Raw genomic sequence first — 16286 nt, 5'->3', positions numbered from 1 at the left:
GCTACCGGACCTCAGGGTGTTCAAGGTAACACGGGCGCTACTGGCGCTACCGGACCTCAAGGTGCTCAAGGTAACACAGGTGCTACTGGTGCCACTGGTCCTCAAGGTAACACGGGTGCTACTGGCGCTACCGGACCTCAGGGTGTTCAAGGTAACACGGGTGCTACTGGCGCTACCGGACCTCAGGGTGTTCAAGGTAACACGGGCGCTACTGGCGCTACCGGACCTCAAGGTGCTCAAGGTAACACAGGTGCTACTGGTCCTCAGGGTGTTCAAGGTAACACGGGTGCTACTGGCGCTACCGGACCTCAAGGTGCTCAAGGTAACACGGGTGCTACTGGTCCTCAGGGTGCTCAAGGTAACACGGGTGCTACTGGTCCTCAAGGCGTTCAAGGTAACACGGGTGCTACTGGTGCCACTGGACCTCAAGGTGTTCAAGGTAACACGGGCGCTACTGGCGCTACTGGACCTCAAGGCGTTCAAGGTAACACAGGTGCTACTGGTACCACTGGACCTCAAGGTAACACGGGCGCTACTGGTGCCACTGGACCTCAGGGTGTTCAAGGTAATACAGGTGCTACTGGACCTCAAGGTGTTCAAGGTAATACAGGTGCTACTGGTGCTACCGGACCTCAGGGTGTTCAAGGTAACACGGGTGCTACTGGACCTCAAGGTGTTCAAGGTAATACAGGTGCTACTGGTGCTACCGGACCTCAGGGTGTTCAAGGTAACACGGGTGCTACTGGACCTCAAGGTGTTCAAGGTAACACGGGCGCTACTGGTGCTACTGGCATAGGAGTTACCGGACCTACCGGACCTTCTGGTGGGCCTCCTGGACCTACTGGACCTCAGGGACCTCAAGGTAACACGGGTGCTACCGGGCCTCAAGGTGTTCAAGGTAACACGGGCGCTACTGGACCTCAAGGCGTTCAAGGTAACACGGGCGCTACTGGTGCCACTGGACCTCAAGGTGCTCAAGGTAACACGGGCGCTACTGGTGCCACTGGACCTCAAGGTGCTCAAGGTAACACGGGCGCTACTGGACCTCAAGGCGTTCAAGGTAACACGGGTGCTACTGGTGCCACTGGACCTCAGGGCGTTCAAGGACCAACAGGTGCTACCGGCGCCACTGGTATAGGAGCTACTGGACCTACCGGGCCTACTGGACCTAGCTTCCCTGTAGCAACAATTGTTGTAACAAACAACATTCAACAAACAGTACTACAATTTAATAACTTTATTTTCAGTACTGCAATTAACGTAAACAATATTATCTTTAATGGCACAGATACAGTTACAGTTATCAACGGTGGTATTTATGTAATTAGCGTATCTATTTCTACAACTGCGCCAGGATGCGCTCCTCTTGGAGTAGGCATTTCGATTAATGGAGCAGTCGCAACTGATAACTTCTCTTCAAATTTAATAGGCGACTCACTTGCATTTACTACAATCGAAACGTTAAGAGCTGGCGCAAACATTTCTGTCCAATCTACTCTTAACGAGATTACGATCCCTGCAACAGGAAACACTAACATCCGACTTACTGTATTTAGAATTGCTTAAATTTCACTATTTATTGTTTATGACAAATAAAAAAAAGAGCGAGAAACTCGCTCTTTTTTTGTTATGTACAATAATTCATTACTACTCTAATTCAATTGAAACATTTTTTTGTGGTACAAATGTAGAAATTGCATGTTTATAAATAAGCTGTTGCTTACCTTCTGTTTCCAGTAGGACTGTAAAATTATCAAATCCTTTAATTAATCCACGAAGCTGGAAACCATTTAATAAGTACAGCGTAACAAACGTATTTTCTTTACGGAGTTGATTTAAAAACTGATCTTGAATATTGATTGATTGCTTCATGTCGAATCCTCCTCTTTTTCTCTACTTACTATTATTCGACTTTAGTTGTAACTTTCCTTCTATGTATCGTAAAATTTCTGACGTTTTTTCACCGCCTGTAACATCAAACCACGTGACATCCATCTTATTACGGAACCACGTTAATTGACGCTTTGCATAACGACGTGAATTCGTCTTTAATTGTGATACCGCTTCTTCTAAAGAGACACGATCCTCAAAATAATCATATATCTCTTTATACCCAATCGCTTGAATAGATTGACAATCTCGTATCTCTCTATTATACAATCCTTCTACTTCTTCTAATAACCCTTGGTCCATCATTATATCAACTCGTAAGTTAATGCGATCGTATAGCATTTCTCGATCCATTGTCAAGCCAATCAAGGAAACATCGTATAATAACTCGTTTTCTTGTTTTTCAAGTTGATCACTCATTTTTTCACCCGTCGTGTGAAAAATTTCTAACGCTCTAATGACACGACGTACATTATTTGCATGAATACGCTCAGCACTTTCTGGGTCTACTTCTTGTAATTTCTTATGTACATATTCCACACCACGTTCTAATGCTAACTTTTCCATTTGTTCTCGGTATATAGTATCGCCAGCATCATCCGTAAACTGATAATCGAATAAAACAGATTGTATATACAGACCAGTTCCACCAACGATAATTGGCAATTTACCACGCTCTGTAATCTCTCGAATATGCTTACGAACACGTTCTTGAAATTCGGCAACAGAAAATGATTCTTCCGGATTTTTTATATCGACCATATAATGCGGAATTCCATCCATCTCTTCTTTTGTCACCTTTGCAGTTCCAATATCCATCGTACGATAAATCTGCATGGAATCTCCACTTATAATTTCACCATTCAACGCTTTGGCAAGATCAATACTTAACTTCGTCTTTCCAACAGCAGTTGGTCCAATGATGACAGCAACTTTTTCACGTTGCACTTCTCCCATATCATTCAACTCTCTTTATGTAATGTACTCCATCTATTGATTATATCCAATCTTACCAATTTTAACGGCATGATTGCAAGTTCTTTCATTGCGGTACATGAAATTATAAATAAAAAAGAACATAGTTTGTCCAATTCCGCATATACATGATTAAAAATACCTTCGAGAGGATGAGTTGACTATGAAACAATCCACCATCAATTTTTCATCTTTAACAAAAGACCTTATTTTAGCTACTGCTACAAAAGAACAAAATTGTTCACAAGAAGAATTATATTTCGCCTTAAATTGTTTGCTACGTTCTTTTCATTCTACTCTCCAAGAAACAACATTACATCCAGAAAATAAAAATACAGAATATATTCAAAATCAATTTTGCAGTGCCTATAAAATTATTACAGGTAAAACTATTTATCCTTTTCAATAATCCAAAAAAGGCGGTTGCTTACACACTTTCAAGCAACCGCCTTTCATATTAATACATATATACTACTCTATAACTTTCACTTTTACAGATTTGCGCCCCCAGTTATCAGCACTACCATCTGAACCAACTAAAACATCAATACGATTTCCTTTAATCGCACCACCAGTATCTCCAGCAATCGCTTCTCCATATCCTTCTACCCATACTTTTGATCCAAGTGGAATTACTTTAGGATCAACAGCAATGACTTTCATATTTGGATTTGCTGTTAAATCATGCCCCATTGCAGTTAATACACGGCCACCATACGTACCATTCTCACTTGGATGTGCTGTATACGCTGTCGCTTCTACTGTGATTTCACGTCCACCAGCAGGAGCACTTGTTTCAGTAGATTTCGCAACTGGTTTCGCAGTTGGCTTCTCTTTTGCCACAGGTTTACTTGATTCTACATTCTTAACCGACTCTTTGCTCTTAACTACTTTATTATTTTTAACCGGCGTATTTACTTTTTCCGGCGCTTCTTCTTGCGTTACAACTTCTTTCTTTTCAATCACAGGTGCCGTCCCTGTTAAAAATGGCACGTGAACATATCCTGTTTTTCCATTATAGTCAAATTGTAACCATTCATTTTGAACTTGATTTGTCGTTTCAATTACATCATTTTTATTCAGTTTACCAAGAATTTCAGAGTCCGTATTCGCTCCAGCACGAACATTTAACACGCCCGCCGTTACATAATATGTACTTTTTGTAAATTCAGCACTTACAAACGCTTCTTTACCATTTAATTTAATTTTTGCCCATCCGTTTTCTGTATTTATAACATCTAATTTATTTCCACTTAACATTTTACCTACAAGCTTTGACTCTACAGTTGGGTTTTCTCTAACATTTAATACATCTGTTGTTACAATCGTTTCTGCTTTCGCAGAACCTGCAAAAATCCCAAGACCAAAAACTGCCGCCGTTGCTATACCTAATAATTTTTTCATGAATAGCCTCCATTTGCTTTGTTTTCGTATTTTCATTATAGCAACAGATTTTTAGGATTTTTAGAAATCACACAATTACAAACCATTCGTAATACACGATTAATGAGTTGTAACATAAATTTCCATATTAATGAATTCCATTTTTAATAGAATCCTCAATAGTTTTCATACATTTTCCACATATCAGCCCAGAATTTTTTTCCAAAAAAAATTACAGTATTACTTTTTTGTTACAAAAAAACCATATTCCATTACATCTTTTACCAAAATTCATCATTCTCCAATTATTAATCTCCTTTTTTGTAATAAAAAAGAGCAGCTAATAAAAGCTACTCCATTTTCATGTGTTATTTAACTTTCTTTTTCCAAATCCCCATCATAAGAGCTGAAATAACTGTCCCTATGAATATCGAGAAAATATATAGCACCGGTTTATTTACTAATGCGATAACAAACAATCCACCATGCGGTGCTGGTAATGTAATTTGGAATAACATAGATAATGCACCCGCAATACTTGAACCAACAACACAACTTACTATTACTCGAATCGGATCTGCAGCTGCAAATGGAATCGCACCTTCTGTAATAAACGATGCTCCCATAATATAATTTGTTAAACCAGATTTACGTTCTGCTTCAGTAAATTTTGATTTAAAGAAAGTAGTTGCGAATGCAATCGCTAACGGTGGTACCATGCCACCGGCCATAACAGCAGAGTGCACGCCAAAGTTCTGCGCTTCTATTGCAGCAATACCAAATGTAAATGCAGCTTTGTTAATTGGACCACCCATATCAATTGCCATCATACCACCTAATATAAGACCTAGTAATATAGCATTCGTACCGTTCAAACCATTTAACCAGCCTGTTAACATTTCATTCAATGCTACCACAGGCGGAATTACTACTTTTTGCATAACAACTCCTGTAATCAACAATCCAAAGACCGGATATAACAATACAGGTTTAATTCCTTCTAACTGTGCTGGTAATCCTGAAAACAATCTTTTCAATCCTAAAACAACATACCCAGCTAAGAAACCAGCAATTAATCCCCCTAAAAATCCCGCATTCGCATGCGCTGCTAAAAACCCACCGACAACACCAGGCATAAATCCTGGACGATCAGCAATAGAACTCGCAATAAATCCAGCTAAAATTGGTACGAGGAATAAAAACGCACCTGTTTTGCCTCCACCAATAGACATTAACAATTCAGCCAATGGTCCTTCTGCTTTTATACCACCAATCCAAAATGCTAGTGCAATTAAAATTCCTCCACCAACAACGAATGGAAGCATATTACTTACACCACTCATTAAGTGCTTATAAATTCCTAATCCTTTTTCTTTCTCTGTACTTTCTGCCTTCCCATCTTCCTTTATGCCTTTAAAAATTGGCGCATCTTGTTTTACAGCTCGATTAAGAAGCGCTTCCGTTTTTCTAATCCCATCAGCGACTGGCACTTGAATGACATGTTTCCCAGCAAAACGGTTCATTTCTACTTGTTTATCTGCCGCAACAATTATAGCCGTTGCGCGTTCAATGTCCTCTTTCGTTAAACCGTTTTTTACACCTGTTGATCCGTTCGTCTCAACTTTAATTGCTATACCTAGCTCTGCTGCTTTTGCTTTCAAGCTATCCGCTGCCATATAGGTGTGAGCGATTCCAGTTGGGCAAGCCGTAACTGCTAGTACGTACGGTTCATTTCCTTCTGGTTTTGCAACTTCAATGTCTTCTTCTTCTTTTTCATTCTCTTTTTCATCAAATAAACGAAGAAGTTCCTCTTCATCCTTTGCTTCTAACAATTGCTTACGAAATCCTTCATCCATTAATAATGTAGATAGGCGCGATAACGTTTCTAAATGAGTATTATTCGCCCCTTCGCTCGCAGCAATCATAAAGAATACATGCGCTGGCTGTCCGTCAAGCGATTCATAGTTGATACCGCTTACACTTCTACCAAAACAAATCGCTGGTTGCTTAACAGCTTTTGTTTTCGCATGAGGTATTGCAATCCCTTCTCCTATTCCTGTCGTACTTTGTGATTCCCGCTTTAAAATAGCTTCTTTAAATTCAGATTTACTATTTAAACGATTTGCTCCGTCTAATTTCTCAACTAATTCATCTATGACAGCTTCTTTATTTGAAGCTGTCAAATTCATAATAACTGTATCCCTTTTTAATAGTTCTGTAATTTTCATATGTTGCTTCCCCCTATCGCTTAGTTACAATTACTTGCGACAATAATTCTTCTACTTTTTCTTTTTCACATAAATCAGCTGAAAATGCTGTTGCACTCCCTGTTGCAACACCATATTGAAATGCCTTTTCAATATCTTTTGTCTGTTCATATTTACCTATAAATCCTGCAACGAGAGAATCTCCGGCCCCAACCGAATTAATTACAACACCTTTTGGAACAGTTGCTTCATATATACCTTCCGCCGTAAATAATAAAGCACCATCTCCGGCCATTGATACGATAACGTGCTCTACACCTTGTTCAATTAATTGCCTTCCATACGGTAGAACATCTTCCACTGTTGAAATCTCTACTCCGAATAACTCACCAAGCTCATGATGATTAGGCTTTATTAAAAATGGCTTATTTTTAATTACATGCTGTAGTGCACTTCCACTTGCATCTACTACTACGCGAATACCTTTTTCTGCTCCGAGCGCTGCGATTGATTCATAAAAGGTACTTGAAATAGACGCAGGTATACTTCCAGCTAGTACAACGCAATCTCCCTGCTTCATACTTTCAATTTGTTTCATTAATTGTTCAAATTGCTCATTTGTCACACCAGGACCTTGTCCATTTAATTCTGTCTCTTCCTGCCCTTTTATTTTCACATTAATTCGAGAATCTCCGTCTACTTGGACGAAGTTTGTTGTTACACCTTCCGCCTGTAATACATCTTTAATAAATCGACCGGTAAATCCACCAGTAAATCCAAGCGCTACATTTTCAACACCTAAACGATGAAGAACACGAGAAACGTTAATGCCTTTCCCTCCAGGAAATTTCATATCTTTCTCTGCTCGATTTACTGCGCCTAAATCGAAGGAATTAACTTGTACTACATAATCAATAGATGGGTTTAAAGTAACTGTATAGATCATTGTTTATCAGCCTCAATTACATTGGTTTGTCTTTTATATTTTTCTAAATCAATTTCTAAATGGTTTGTAATAATATTCGCCTCTTCAACATTGGCAATTTTCGCAAACGCAACTTCTGAAAACTTACTTTCATCAATTAAGAAATATCCTTCGTTTGCTAATGTTAATGCCATTTGTTTTAAAAGCGCCTCTTCTGGATCCGGTGTTGTAAAACCAAGTTGTTCATGCACACCATTCGCTCCTAAGAAACATCTATCAAAACGGTACTTCTGCATGCTTTCCTGTGCCATAGCACCAATTAAAGCTTTCGTCCTACTTTTCATCATCCCGCCTAGTAAATATGCACGAATATTATTTTCAACTAAAGCTTCAATATGCATAAGTCCATTCGTAACTACAGTAACATCTTTATTTATTAAAAATGGAATCATTTCAAATGTTGTACTTCCTGCATCTAAATAAATGCAATCACCTTGTTCAACAATGCTAGCCGCATAGTTAGCAATTTGTTGTTTTATTTGAATGTTTTTGGATGATTTTTCAACCATCGTTGGCTCTTGTCCTTTTCCTGTTAAAACAGCAGCACCACCATGAACTCTTTTTAATAACCTTTGCTTTTCCAATTGCGCTAAATCACGACGAATTGTTGATTCAGAGCTTTCTGTTCTTTCCACTAATTGCTGTAATTTAACAACCTTCTGCTCTTTTACAAGTTGCAATATCATTTGATGACGTTCAGGAGTTAACATTTTATTCACCTCTTCTTTGATTACAGTATAATGAAAATGACCACAAAAATCAACCATAAACATTCACAAATAACCAAAACCAATCACAAACAGTTATAGACAACAAAAAAAGAAACCCATTTAATATAACAATCAAATGGGTTTCTTTTCTCGATTCACTTATAAAGAAGCTTTATATATACTTAAAACATCGTCTTTATTTAATTTTTTAAAGTTACCAAATTCACCGTAAGCCATCGCTTTATCTGCCATTAAATCAATTTCATTTTCCCCAATAGCGTAATCACCTAATGTTACCGGCGCTTCAATTGAAGTCCAAAATTGACGTAACGCCTCAATTCCTTCTAACGCAATTTCTCGATCAGTCTTTCCATCTGTTTCTACATCGAATACACGAATAGCGAACTGTTTAAAACGACTTACATTTTCATCTACAACATGCTTCATCCAGTTCGGGAATAAAATCGCAAGGCCACCCCCGTGTGGTATATCATGAATCGCAGAAACTGCGTGCTCAATATTGTGAGTTGCCCAGTCTCCTTTTACTCCCATCGCTAAAATGCCGTTTAACGCCATAGTACCGCAATATAAAATGGTTTCCCTATGCTCATAATTTTCTAAATCACTTAAAAGCTTAGGAGCTGTTACAATTACTGTTTTTAAAACAGATTCACAATAACGATCTTGTAGTTCTGTATTTGTTCCATGATGGAAATATTGCTCTAATACGTGCGACATAATATCTACCATACCGTAAATTGTTTGATCTTTCGGTACAGAGGCAGTATGAACTGGATCTAAAATCGAAAACTGCGGGAAAGTAACTGGGCTACCCCAACCATATTTTTCATTCGTTTCCCAGTTTGTAATGACAGAACCAGCATTCATTTCAGATCCTGTTGCCGCAAGCGTAAGTACCGTACCAAATGGTAACGCCTCACTAGCAAATGCTTTTTTCGTTACAATATCCCATACATCTCCATCATATTTGCTACCAGCAGCAATCGCCTTCGTACAGTCGATTACACTTCCGCCGCCAACCGCCAATATGAATTCGACGCCATTATCTTTACAAATTTGAATCCCTTTCTTTACAGTTGATACACGCGGATTCGGTTCAACACCTGTCAATTCAAATATTTCTGCATTTATATCTTTTAAAATAGAAATTACATTATCATAAATACCATTTCTTTTAATGCTGCCTCCCCCGTATACGAGAAGAACTTTTTTACCGAACTGTGGAATTTCAGTTTTTAACTGTTCTAATTGACCTTTACCGAAAATAAGTTTCGTTGGATTACGAAATACAAAATTTTGCATATCCCTTTACCATCCCTTCTATATGAAAAGCAACTATACTTTTGTATACCATATTTTTTTCATTTCACAAAAATATTTGCCTAACAAAAAAATCTCAGCCTACAGGCTGAGATTTTTTTATTGGTAATAAGGTGAAATCATTAAGTAAACAATAACACCAGATAAACTTACATATAACCAAATCGGCATCGTCCAACGTACAATTTTACGATGACGTGTTAATTGATTTGTAAAACCAAATACAAGTGCAAACAATGCAAGTGGTACAATAATTGCTGCCAGGATAATATGTGTAATTAAAATGATGAAATACACATATTTAATAAATCCTTCTCCACCAAAATGTGTTGCTGGCGCCAAGTAATGATACGATAAATAAGAAACACAAAATAGCAACGTCGTTGTAAATGCTGCTAGGATGAAACCACGGTGCATTTTCACATTCTTCTTAATAATAGAGTATAAAGCTGCTAATAAGAATACGAACGTAAAGCTATTAAAAATTGCATTTAACATTGGTAAAATTGTTACATCAAAATGTACTTCTCCTTCATAGCCAACAGGTCCAAAGAACAAAAATAAAATAATCGCATTTACAATTACAGAAAGCGTTATCACAATAGGAGCATAGCTTTTCTGATTAGTTGATTGATCCACCAAAATGGTCACTCCTCTTCCTTCAAATATGTATACGTAACCTCACTATTTTAACATATTATTCACAGTGTAAATGTGACAATAGTTTGACACAGTAAGACAGCGCAAAGAAAAAAATCCTTCTTAATAAAACTTCTTAAGAAGGATTTTATCGCTTTATTATTTAAATAGCAATGTAATTAGTTTTTGTTAAAAAACGTATTGCTATATGCTTGATAAATTTCAGACACTTGATATCCCATTAAAGAAATTGCTGTTAATGAAAAGAAACCAATCATAAGAAATCGAAACCACATATAAATCTCCTCCTTGTATTTAGCTTAAAAAGCAGTCGCTATATTACAAGTTGAGTGGCACTCTTCATCGTCACTTTCCTTCTTCTTTACAATTGCTGTTATAAATCGAATCATAAAGAAAATCACAAAAGGAAATTGTTCGTAATTTACCTTGGCATAGTTTGGCAACGGCTCGCGTTGCACATCGAACGGAGATGAGAAGGAATAGAACATACCTTGCTCTTCCATATATACAATTACAATTTTCATACAAAACATTATTCCTAGAAACGAAACAATATCTTGCCATTCTGTCGTATATAACAAGTTATACAGCTCTAATACGTACTCTTCCATCGTCATCCTCCCTTCCTTTTTTACCATTTTGCTCGCCTTCGTATAAAAAGTCAAGAAAAAAGTTTATATTCACTATGACAATAGTAATTACTTGTTTCTATGATTATATATGATTCTTTTATAGCAATGATTGGGTGTAACTCTCTTCTAAAACAAGAAATTAGAATCGAACAGATTCCTCATTCTTACTTTTAGGATTCAACAATGTACTATTTTTATTTCTATTAAAAATATAATAAGAAATTATTATAAGAACAGTAACAAGCATTGTTAAAAGCGCTTGTGAACGTAAAGATTCAATTGCAAGCATGGCAACTAAAACTGCTATAATCGCAGCAATTGTAACATATGTTACATATGGAAAAAGCCACATTTTCACTTTCAAATTTTGTTGTTCCGCTTTCCCCATTTTTTTACGTATCTTGAAATGTGAAACTGCTATAACGAGATAAACGAGTAACGCAATCCCGCCAGATGCATTCACTAAAAATAAAAATACTTTATCTGGAGATATGTAACTAAAAACAACTCCAATGTAAGCAAAGAAAGTTCCAAATAAAACCGCCCGAACTGGAACACCACTACTATTCAATTTCAAAAATGCCTTTGGCGCATCTCCTCTTTCTGCCATTGAAAAAAGCATTCTTGAGTTCGTATATAAACCCGAATTTAAACAAGAAAGTACAGCTGTTAAAACGATAAAATTCATAATTTGTGCTGCCGCTGGTATCCCTATATGTTCCAGTACCGCCACAAACGGGCTTTTTAGTATGTTCGCTGAATTCCACGGAAGGAGTGTAACAACTACAGCGATCGATCCAATGAAAAATACGAGAATACGCCAAATTACACTATTAGTCGCTGTTTTTACTGCCTTTACAGGTTCGGCAGACTCTCCAGCGGCCACTGCAACAATCTCAGATCCCATAAATGAAAATATAACGACGGTAATTCCAAGTAACACCGAACTTATACCATTTGGCATAAATCCTCCTTGCCCTACTAAATTCGAAGTGCCAGGTGCTTCCGTTCCTGGTACAAATCCTAAAATAACAGCTAGTCCAAGACAAAGGAACAAAACAATACTTATTACTTTAATAAAAGAAAACCAATATTCAAACTCTCCAAATGATTTCACCGAGAAAACATTCGTCAACGTTAATAAAATCGTTAATATTAAGCTTAATAACCAGAGTGGGATTTCTGGAATCCAGTATTGAATAATACCAGCACCTGCTGTAGCTTCTATTGCAATAACAATTACCCAGAAAAACCAATATAGCCACCCAATTGTATAACCTGCCCATGGACCAATTGCCTCTCTTGCATATGTTGCAAATGAACCACTTGTCGGATTAATAGCTGCCATTTCTCCTAACATTCTCATAACGAAAATAACTAGAAGTCCTGCTAATGCATATGAAACGATAGAACCTGGACCTGCTGAATTCACAACCGCACCACTTCCAACAAACAAACCAGCTCCTATTACGCCACCAATGGAAATCATTGTAATGTGGCGTATTTTGAGGTCTTTCTTAAGATTTTTATCCAACTCTTGTACATCCCCTTCCAAACTTAATTTTGAAATTTATGTAAGAGTATTATGCGAAAAATCTTGTCCTATACTTCAAAATATATCAAAATATTCTGAATTTAACAATCGTAATTCGATCTCCTTCAGAAATTATTACATTAGGTTTAATAATTTTCCATATAAAATTGTTGAGAAAATTATAGTCACCTTACAAAAGAATGAATTTTCAGATATTATTAAATAAACAAGATTATACATCTAGACAACTTTTTGTATAGGAGTGTTGATATGTTAAACAAGTTCAAATTCATTTGTTGTACTTTAGTAATTTTCTTACTGCTACCGCTAGCTCCCTTTCAAGCACAAGCGGCAAACAATTTAGGATCAAAATTACTTGTTGGATACTGGCATAACTTTGATAACGGTACTGGCATTATTAAATTAAGAGACGTTTCACCAAAATGGGATGTAATCAATGTATCTTTCGGTGAAACTGGTGGTGATCGTTCCACTGTTGAATTTTCTCCTGTGTATGGTACGGATGCAGAATTCAAATCAGATATTACTTATTTAAAAAGTAAAGGAAAGAAAGTGGTTCTTTCAATAGGTGGACAAAATGGGGTCGTTTTACTTCCTGATAATGCCGCTAAGCAACGTTTTATTAATTCCCTAAAATCTCTGATCGATAAATACGGTTTTGATGGAATAGATATTGACCTTGAATCAGGTATTTACTTAAACGGAAATGACACTAATTTTAAAAACCCAACTACTCCTCAAATCGTAAATCTTATCTCAGCTATTCGAACAATCTCAGATCATTACGGTCCAGATTTTCTATTAAGCATGGCTCCTGAAACAGCTTATGTTCAAGGTGGTTATAGCGCATACGGAAGCATCTGGGGTGCTTATTTACCGATTATTTACGGAGTAAAAGACAAACTAACATACATTCACGTTCAACACTACAACGCTGGCAGTGGCATTGGAATGGACGGTAATAACTACAATCAAGGTACTGCAGACTACGAAGTCGCTATGGCAGATATGCTCTTACATGGTTTTCCTGTAGGTGGTAATACAAATAACATTTTCCCAGCTCTTCGTTCGGATCAAGTCATGATTGGACTTCCTGCAGCACCAGCGGCCGCTCCAAGTGGCGGATATATTTCTCCAACTGAAATGAAAAAAGCTTTAGATTATATCATTAAAGGAATTCCTTTTGGAGGAAAGTATAAACTTTCAAATCAGAGTGGCTACCCTGCATTCCGCGGCCTAATGTCTTGGTCTATTAATTGGGATGCAAAAAACAACTTTGAATTCTCTAATAACTATAGAACATATTTTGATGCTATTCCCTTGCAAAAATAATAAAAACAACAATAGGTTATTTAACCTATTGTTGTTTTTATTTATGTAAATTACTTTTTCACTTCTACATGATGAAAAGATTCTTTTCCATCTCTACATAACTATTTACAATACTTAAAAGGAATTTGCCACGAAACTATTTCGTTATATAAACTTTCCAATTCTTTATGCCATGTTTCTACCATAGAAATTCCCCTTTCCTTTTTAACACTTTAAATAAAAATCACATAACATTCTGTATTTACCCAATAAAAAAAGAGAACTTTCTCTGAAAGTCCTGTTACTACTCTAAAATAGTCTAGTTGCTATTTTGCTTTAACACAAATACTGAAAGTTCAGGTACACTCCAAAATCTAACAGGCATCCGGGTTGTCCCAATACCACGATTTACGTATAAATGTAACGGCTTATTCTTCCCTTCTAATTCATACATACCTTCCACATAGCTCTCAGCTAATTTTGTAGTAATTAATGGACCTATAAAAGGAATTTGAACTTGCCCTCCGTGACTATGGCCTGACATTTGAAAATCAACTGGGTAACGAGCTACTTTATCTACAACATCCGGCTCATGTACTAATAGCATATTGAAATCTTGTTGCCTTACATGTTTTAAAGTCGATTCTATTTGCGGCTTCCCTAATAAAAAATCATCCAAACCTGATATTGTAATATACTTACCGTTTTCCATTTTAATTTTTTGCACTTCATTTACTAACACAGAGAAACCAGCTTCCTCCATATACTTTTTATAAAATAAACTACCTCCTCCGCCCCTATCATGATTCCCAAACACTGCATATTTCCCTAAGGGCGCATGTATTTTTTGTAAAATACCTTTCGCTTCTTCTCTTTCCGCCTTATACGATCCAAACTTATCTATTAAATCCCCTGTAAAAACTACTACATCTGGATGTAACTCATTCATCTTCTCCACCAAATTTTCTAGTTGTTTCAGTGTAAATTCTGGCCCTAAATGTACATCTGAAAATTGTAATATTTTTTTATTATTAAATTCTTTAGGAATTGTAGATGCTTCTATTTCATTCCACGTAACTGTTACTAGTTTTCGTTCTATTTCTGTCGCATAGAAATACAAACTTACTGAAATCATTACTATACTTATAAAACTGAGTATGAATATTTTTATGATTGATTTTTTTTGTTCTTTTTTTACATGATGCGTATTCATGTTCTCACCTCTAAAAGTACTTTACAGCCTTATTGTTACATTAATGTGACAACATGAAAAATGTTAGTTATATCCAATTCCATCCCTATTCACTTTGACAAATTTATACAGAAGTCATAACATATTTTTATAATACATAGATTCTTAAAAATGTTCCATTTATTTTCATTATTTTATTAAGGAGAGATTATTCATGTCTGTATTTACACCAGAAGAAATTCCGGAACTTGCTGCTAATTCCGGAAGAAAAAAAGCTCATTTATCATTACTCCCTATGCTAATTCTCAGTTTTTTTGGTGGTGCTTTCATAGCATTAGGATATTTACTCGATATCCATGTTATCGGAACAATGCCAAAATCTTGGGGATCATTTACTAGTTTTCTAGGCGCTGCTGTATTCCCTATCGGTCTTATACTCGTTATTCTTGCAGGCGGTGAACTAGTAACTGGTAACATGATGACAGTTTCTATGGCTTGGCTTCAAAAAAAAATTACTTTATTTCATTTCATACGAAATTTAGTTATTGTTACGTTTAGCAACTTCATAGGTGCTGTATTCGTTGCTTATTTTTTCGGTCATATCGTCGGATTAACAGAGGGAGCTTTTTTAGCGAAAACAGTTTCTATTGCGCAAGCTAAACTTCAAGATACACCACTACAAACCTTCATTTCTGCAATCGGATGTAATTGGCTCGTTTGTTTAGCCGTTTGGCTCAGTATGGGAAGTAAAGAATTTATCGGGAAGATTATCGGTATTTGGTTCCCAGTTATGACTTTTGTTGCGATTGGATTTCAACACGTTGTAGCCAATATGTTTGTTATCCCAGCTGCAATTTTTTCTGGTCATTTAACTTGGATTGAATATTTTCCAAACTTCATTTTTGTTTTCTTTGGAAACTTAGTAGGAGGTATGTTGTTTGTAGCATTACCTTATTTCATATCATATCATAAGAAACTCCCTTCCAATAAAGAGCAAGCCGAATTAAAGAAAAAATCTGTATCCGCTTAAATGAACTGTCTATACACTGGCTCTAAAAAATATTACAAATTTCATTTTTTTTACGAATATATGTGCGTACACTTGTTCTCGAATGTTTTATACGTTATAATAACAACTTAAATAGCATTATTTACATATGAGGTGAAAAACATGAACAAAACAGAATTAATCAAAAACGTAGCACAAAATGCTGAGATTTCTCAAAAAGAAGCTACTGTAGTTTTACAAACTGTAGTAGAATCAATCACTAACACTTTAGCTGCTGGTGAAAAAGTACAACTTATCGGATTCGGTACATTCGAAGTTCGCGAAAGAGCTGCTCGTACAGGCCGTAACCCACAAACTGGTGAAGAAATGCAAATCGCAGCTTCTAAAGTACCTGCTTTCAAAGCTGGTAAAGAACTAAAAGAAGCTGTAAAATAAT

16 protein-coding genes are annotated in these 16286 nt (G+C 36.6%); 5 read left to right on the top strand and 11 right to left on the bottom strand.

Annotated elements, in window-relative coordinates; genetic code table 11:
* The coding region (locus MKO96_RS12340; protein WP_240587574.1) for a Gly-Xaa-Xaa repeat protein at positions 1-1566 on the top strand (1566 nt) is incomplete at its 5' end.
* 81 nt (positions 1567-1647) lie between these two features.
* On the opposite strand, the gene hfq is transcribed toward MKO96_RS12340, so the two are convergent.
* On the bottom strand, positions 1648-1872 hold the full coding sequence (gene hfq, locus MKO96_RS12335) for an RNA chaperone Hfq (protein ID WP_000813896.1): 225 nt from the start codon (positions 1870-1872) through the stop codon (positions 1648-1650).
* A gap of 21 nt (positions 1873-1893) precedes the next feature.
* Complete coding sequence (miaA, locus tag MKO96_RS12330) at positions 1894-2847, bottom strand: tRNA (adenosine(37)-N6)-dimethylallyltransferase MiaA (RefSeq protein WP_240587573.1); 954 nt, start codon at positions 2845-2847, stop codon at positions 1894-1896.
* A gap of 181 nt (positions 2848-3028) precedes the next feature.
* Between miaA and MKO96_RS12325 the strand changes: the two genes are divergently transcribed.
* Positions 3029-3274, top strand: a complete 246-nt coding sequence (locus tag MKO96_RS12325) for a hypothetical protein (RefSeq protein ID WP_000814419.1) — start codon at positions 3029-3031, stop codon at positions 3272-3274.
* Positions 3275-3336: 62 nt separating this feature from the next.
* On the opposite strand, the gene entD is transcribed toward MKO96_RS12325, so the two are convergent.
* From entD to gabP, 8 genes are all read right to left on the bottom strand, one after another.
* The gene (entD, locus tag MKO96_RS12320; protein WP_240587572.1) at positions 3337-4269 is read right to left on the bottom strand and encodes a cell wall-binding protein EntD; all 933 of its coding nucleotides are present in this window, start codon (positions 4267-4269) and stop codon (positions 3337-3339) included.
* Positions 4270-4616: 347 nt separating this feature from the next.
* Positions 4617-6476, bottom strand: a complete 1860-nt coding sequence (locus MKO96_RS12315) for a PTS fructose transporter subunit IIABC (protein ID WP_240587571.1) — start codon at positions 6474-6476, stop codon at positions 4617-4619.
* A gap of 13 nt (positions 6477-6489) precedes the next feature.
* A complete protein-coding gene (pfkB, locus tag MKO96_RS12310; protein ID WP_240587570.1) occupies positions 6490-7401 on the bottom strand; it encodes a 1-phosphofructokinase in 912 nt (303 codons plus the stop codon).
* Positions 7398-8150 carry a DeoR/GlpR family DNA-binding transcription regulator gene (locus MKO96_RS12305; RefSeq protein ID WP_087981588.1) on the bottom strand — a complete coding sequence of 251 codons (753 nt, stop codon included), beginning with the start codon at positions 8148-8150 and terminating at the stop codon, positions 7398-7400. Before MKO96_RS12305 ends, pfkB begins: the two co-directional genes overlap by 4 nt.
* 159 nt (positions 8151-8309) lie before the next feature.
* Entirely contained in the window at positions 8310-9473 is a 1164-nt protein-coding gene (locus MKO96_RS12300) for an iron-containing alcohol dehydrogenase (RefSeq protein ID WP_087981589.1), read from the bottom strand.
* 117 nt (positions 9474-9590) lie between these two features.
* On the bottom strand, positions 9591-10133 hold the full coding sequence (locus MKO96_RS12295; protein ID WP_000228316.1) for a DUF420 domain-containing protein: 543 nt from the start codon (positions 10131-10133) through the stop codon (positions 9591-9593).
* A 317-nt stretch (positions 10134-10450) separates the two neighbouring features.
* Positions 10451-10789, bottom strand: a complete 339-nt coding sequence (locus MKO96_RS12290) for a hypothetical protein (RefSeq protein ID WP_240587569.1) — start codon at positions 10787-10789, stop codon at positions 10451-10453.
* A gap of 133 nt (positions 10790-10922) precedes the next feature.
* Entirely contained in the window at positions 10923-12317 is a 1395-nt protein-coding gene (gene gabP, locus MKO96_RS12285; protein WP_240587568.1) for a GABA permease, read from the bottom strand.
* Positions 12318-12587: 270 nt separating this feature from the next.
* Between gabP and MKO96_RS12280 the strand changes: the two genes are divergently transcribed.
* On the top strand, positions 12588-13670 hold the full coding sequence (locus MKO96_RS12280) for a chitinase (RefSeq protein WP_240587567.1): 1083 nt from the start codon (positions 12588-12590) through the stop codon (positions 13668-13670).
* A gap of 298 nt (positions 13671-13968) precedes the next feature.
* Here the strand turns inward: MKO96_RS12280 and MKO96_RS12275 are convergent, their stop codons facing one another.
* On the bottom strand, positions 13969-14862 hold the full coding sequence (locus MKO96_RS12275) for a metallophosphoesterase (protein ID WP_240587566.1): 894 nt from the start codon (positions 14860-14862) through the stop codon (positions 13969-13971).
* Between the two features lie 193 nt (positions 14863-15055).
* Here MKO96_RS12275 and MKO96_RS12270 point away from each other — a divergent pair, with 193 nt between their 5' ends.
* Positions 15056-15871, top strand: coding sequence for a formate/nitrite transporter family protein (locus tag MKO96_RS12270; RefSeq protein WP_240587565.1), 816 nt, complete (start codon positions 15056-15058; stop codon positions 15869-15871).
* 141 nt (positions 15872-16012) lie between these two features.
* Positions 16013-16285, top strand: coding sequence for an HU family DNA-binding protein (locus MKO96_RS12265; RefSeq protein WP_001043902.1), 273 nt, complete (start codon positions 16013-16015; stop codon positions 16283-16285).
* The last annotated feature ends 1 nt before the right edge of the window (position 16286 follow it).

Source organism: Bacillus sp. ES1-5 (assembly GCF_022487605.1).
In the GTDB taxonomy this organism is placed as follows: domain Bacteria; phylum Bacillota; class Bacilli; order Bacillales; family Bacillaceae_G; genus Bacillus_A; species Bacillus_A wiedmannii.
The sequence above is the reverse complement of the archived record's forward strand: the minus strand, read 5'-3'. Positions and strand labels throughout refer to the sequence as shown.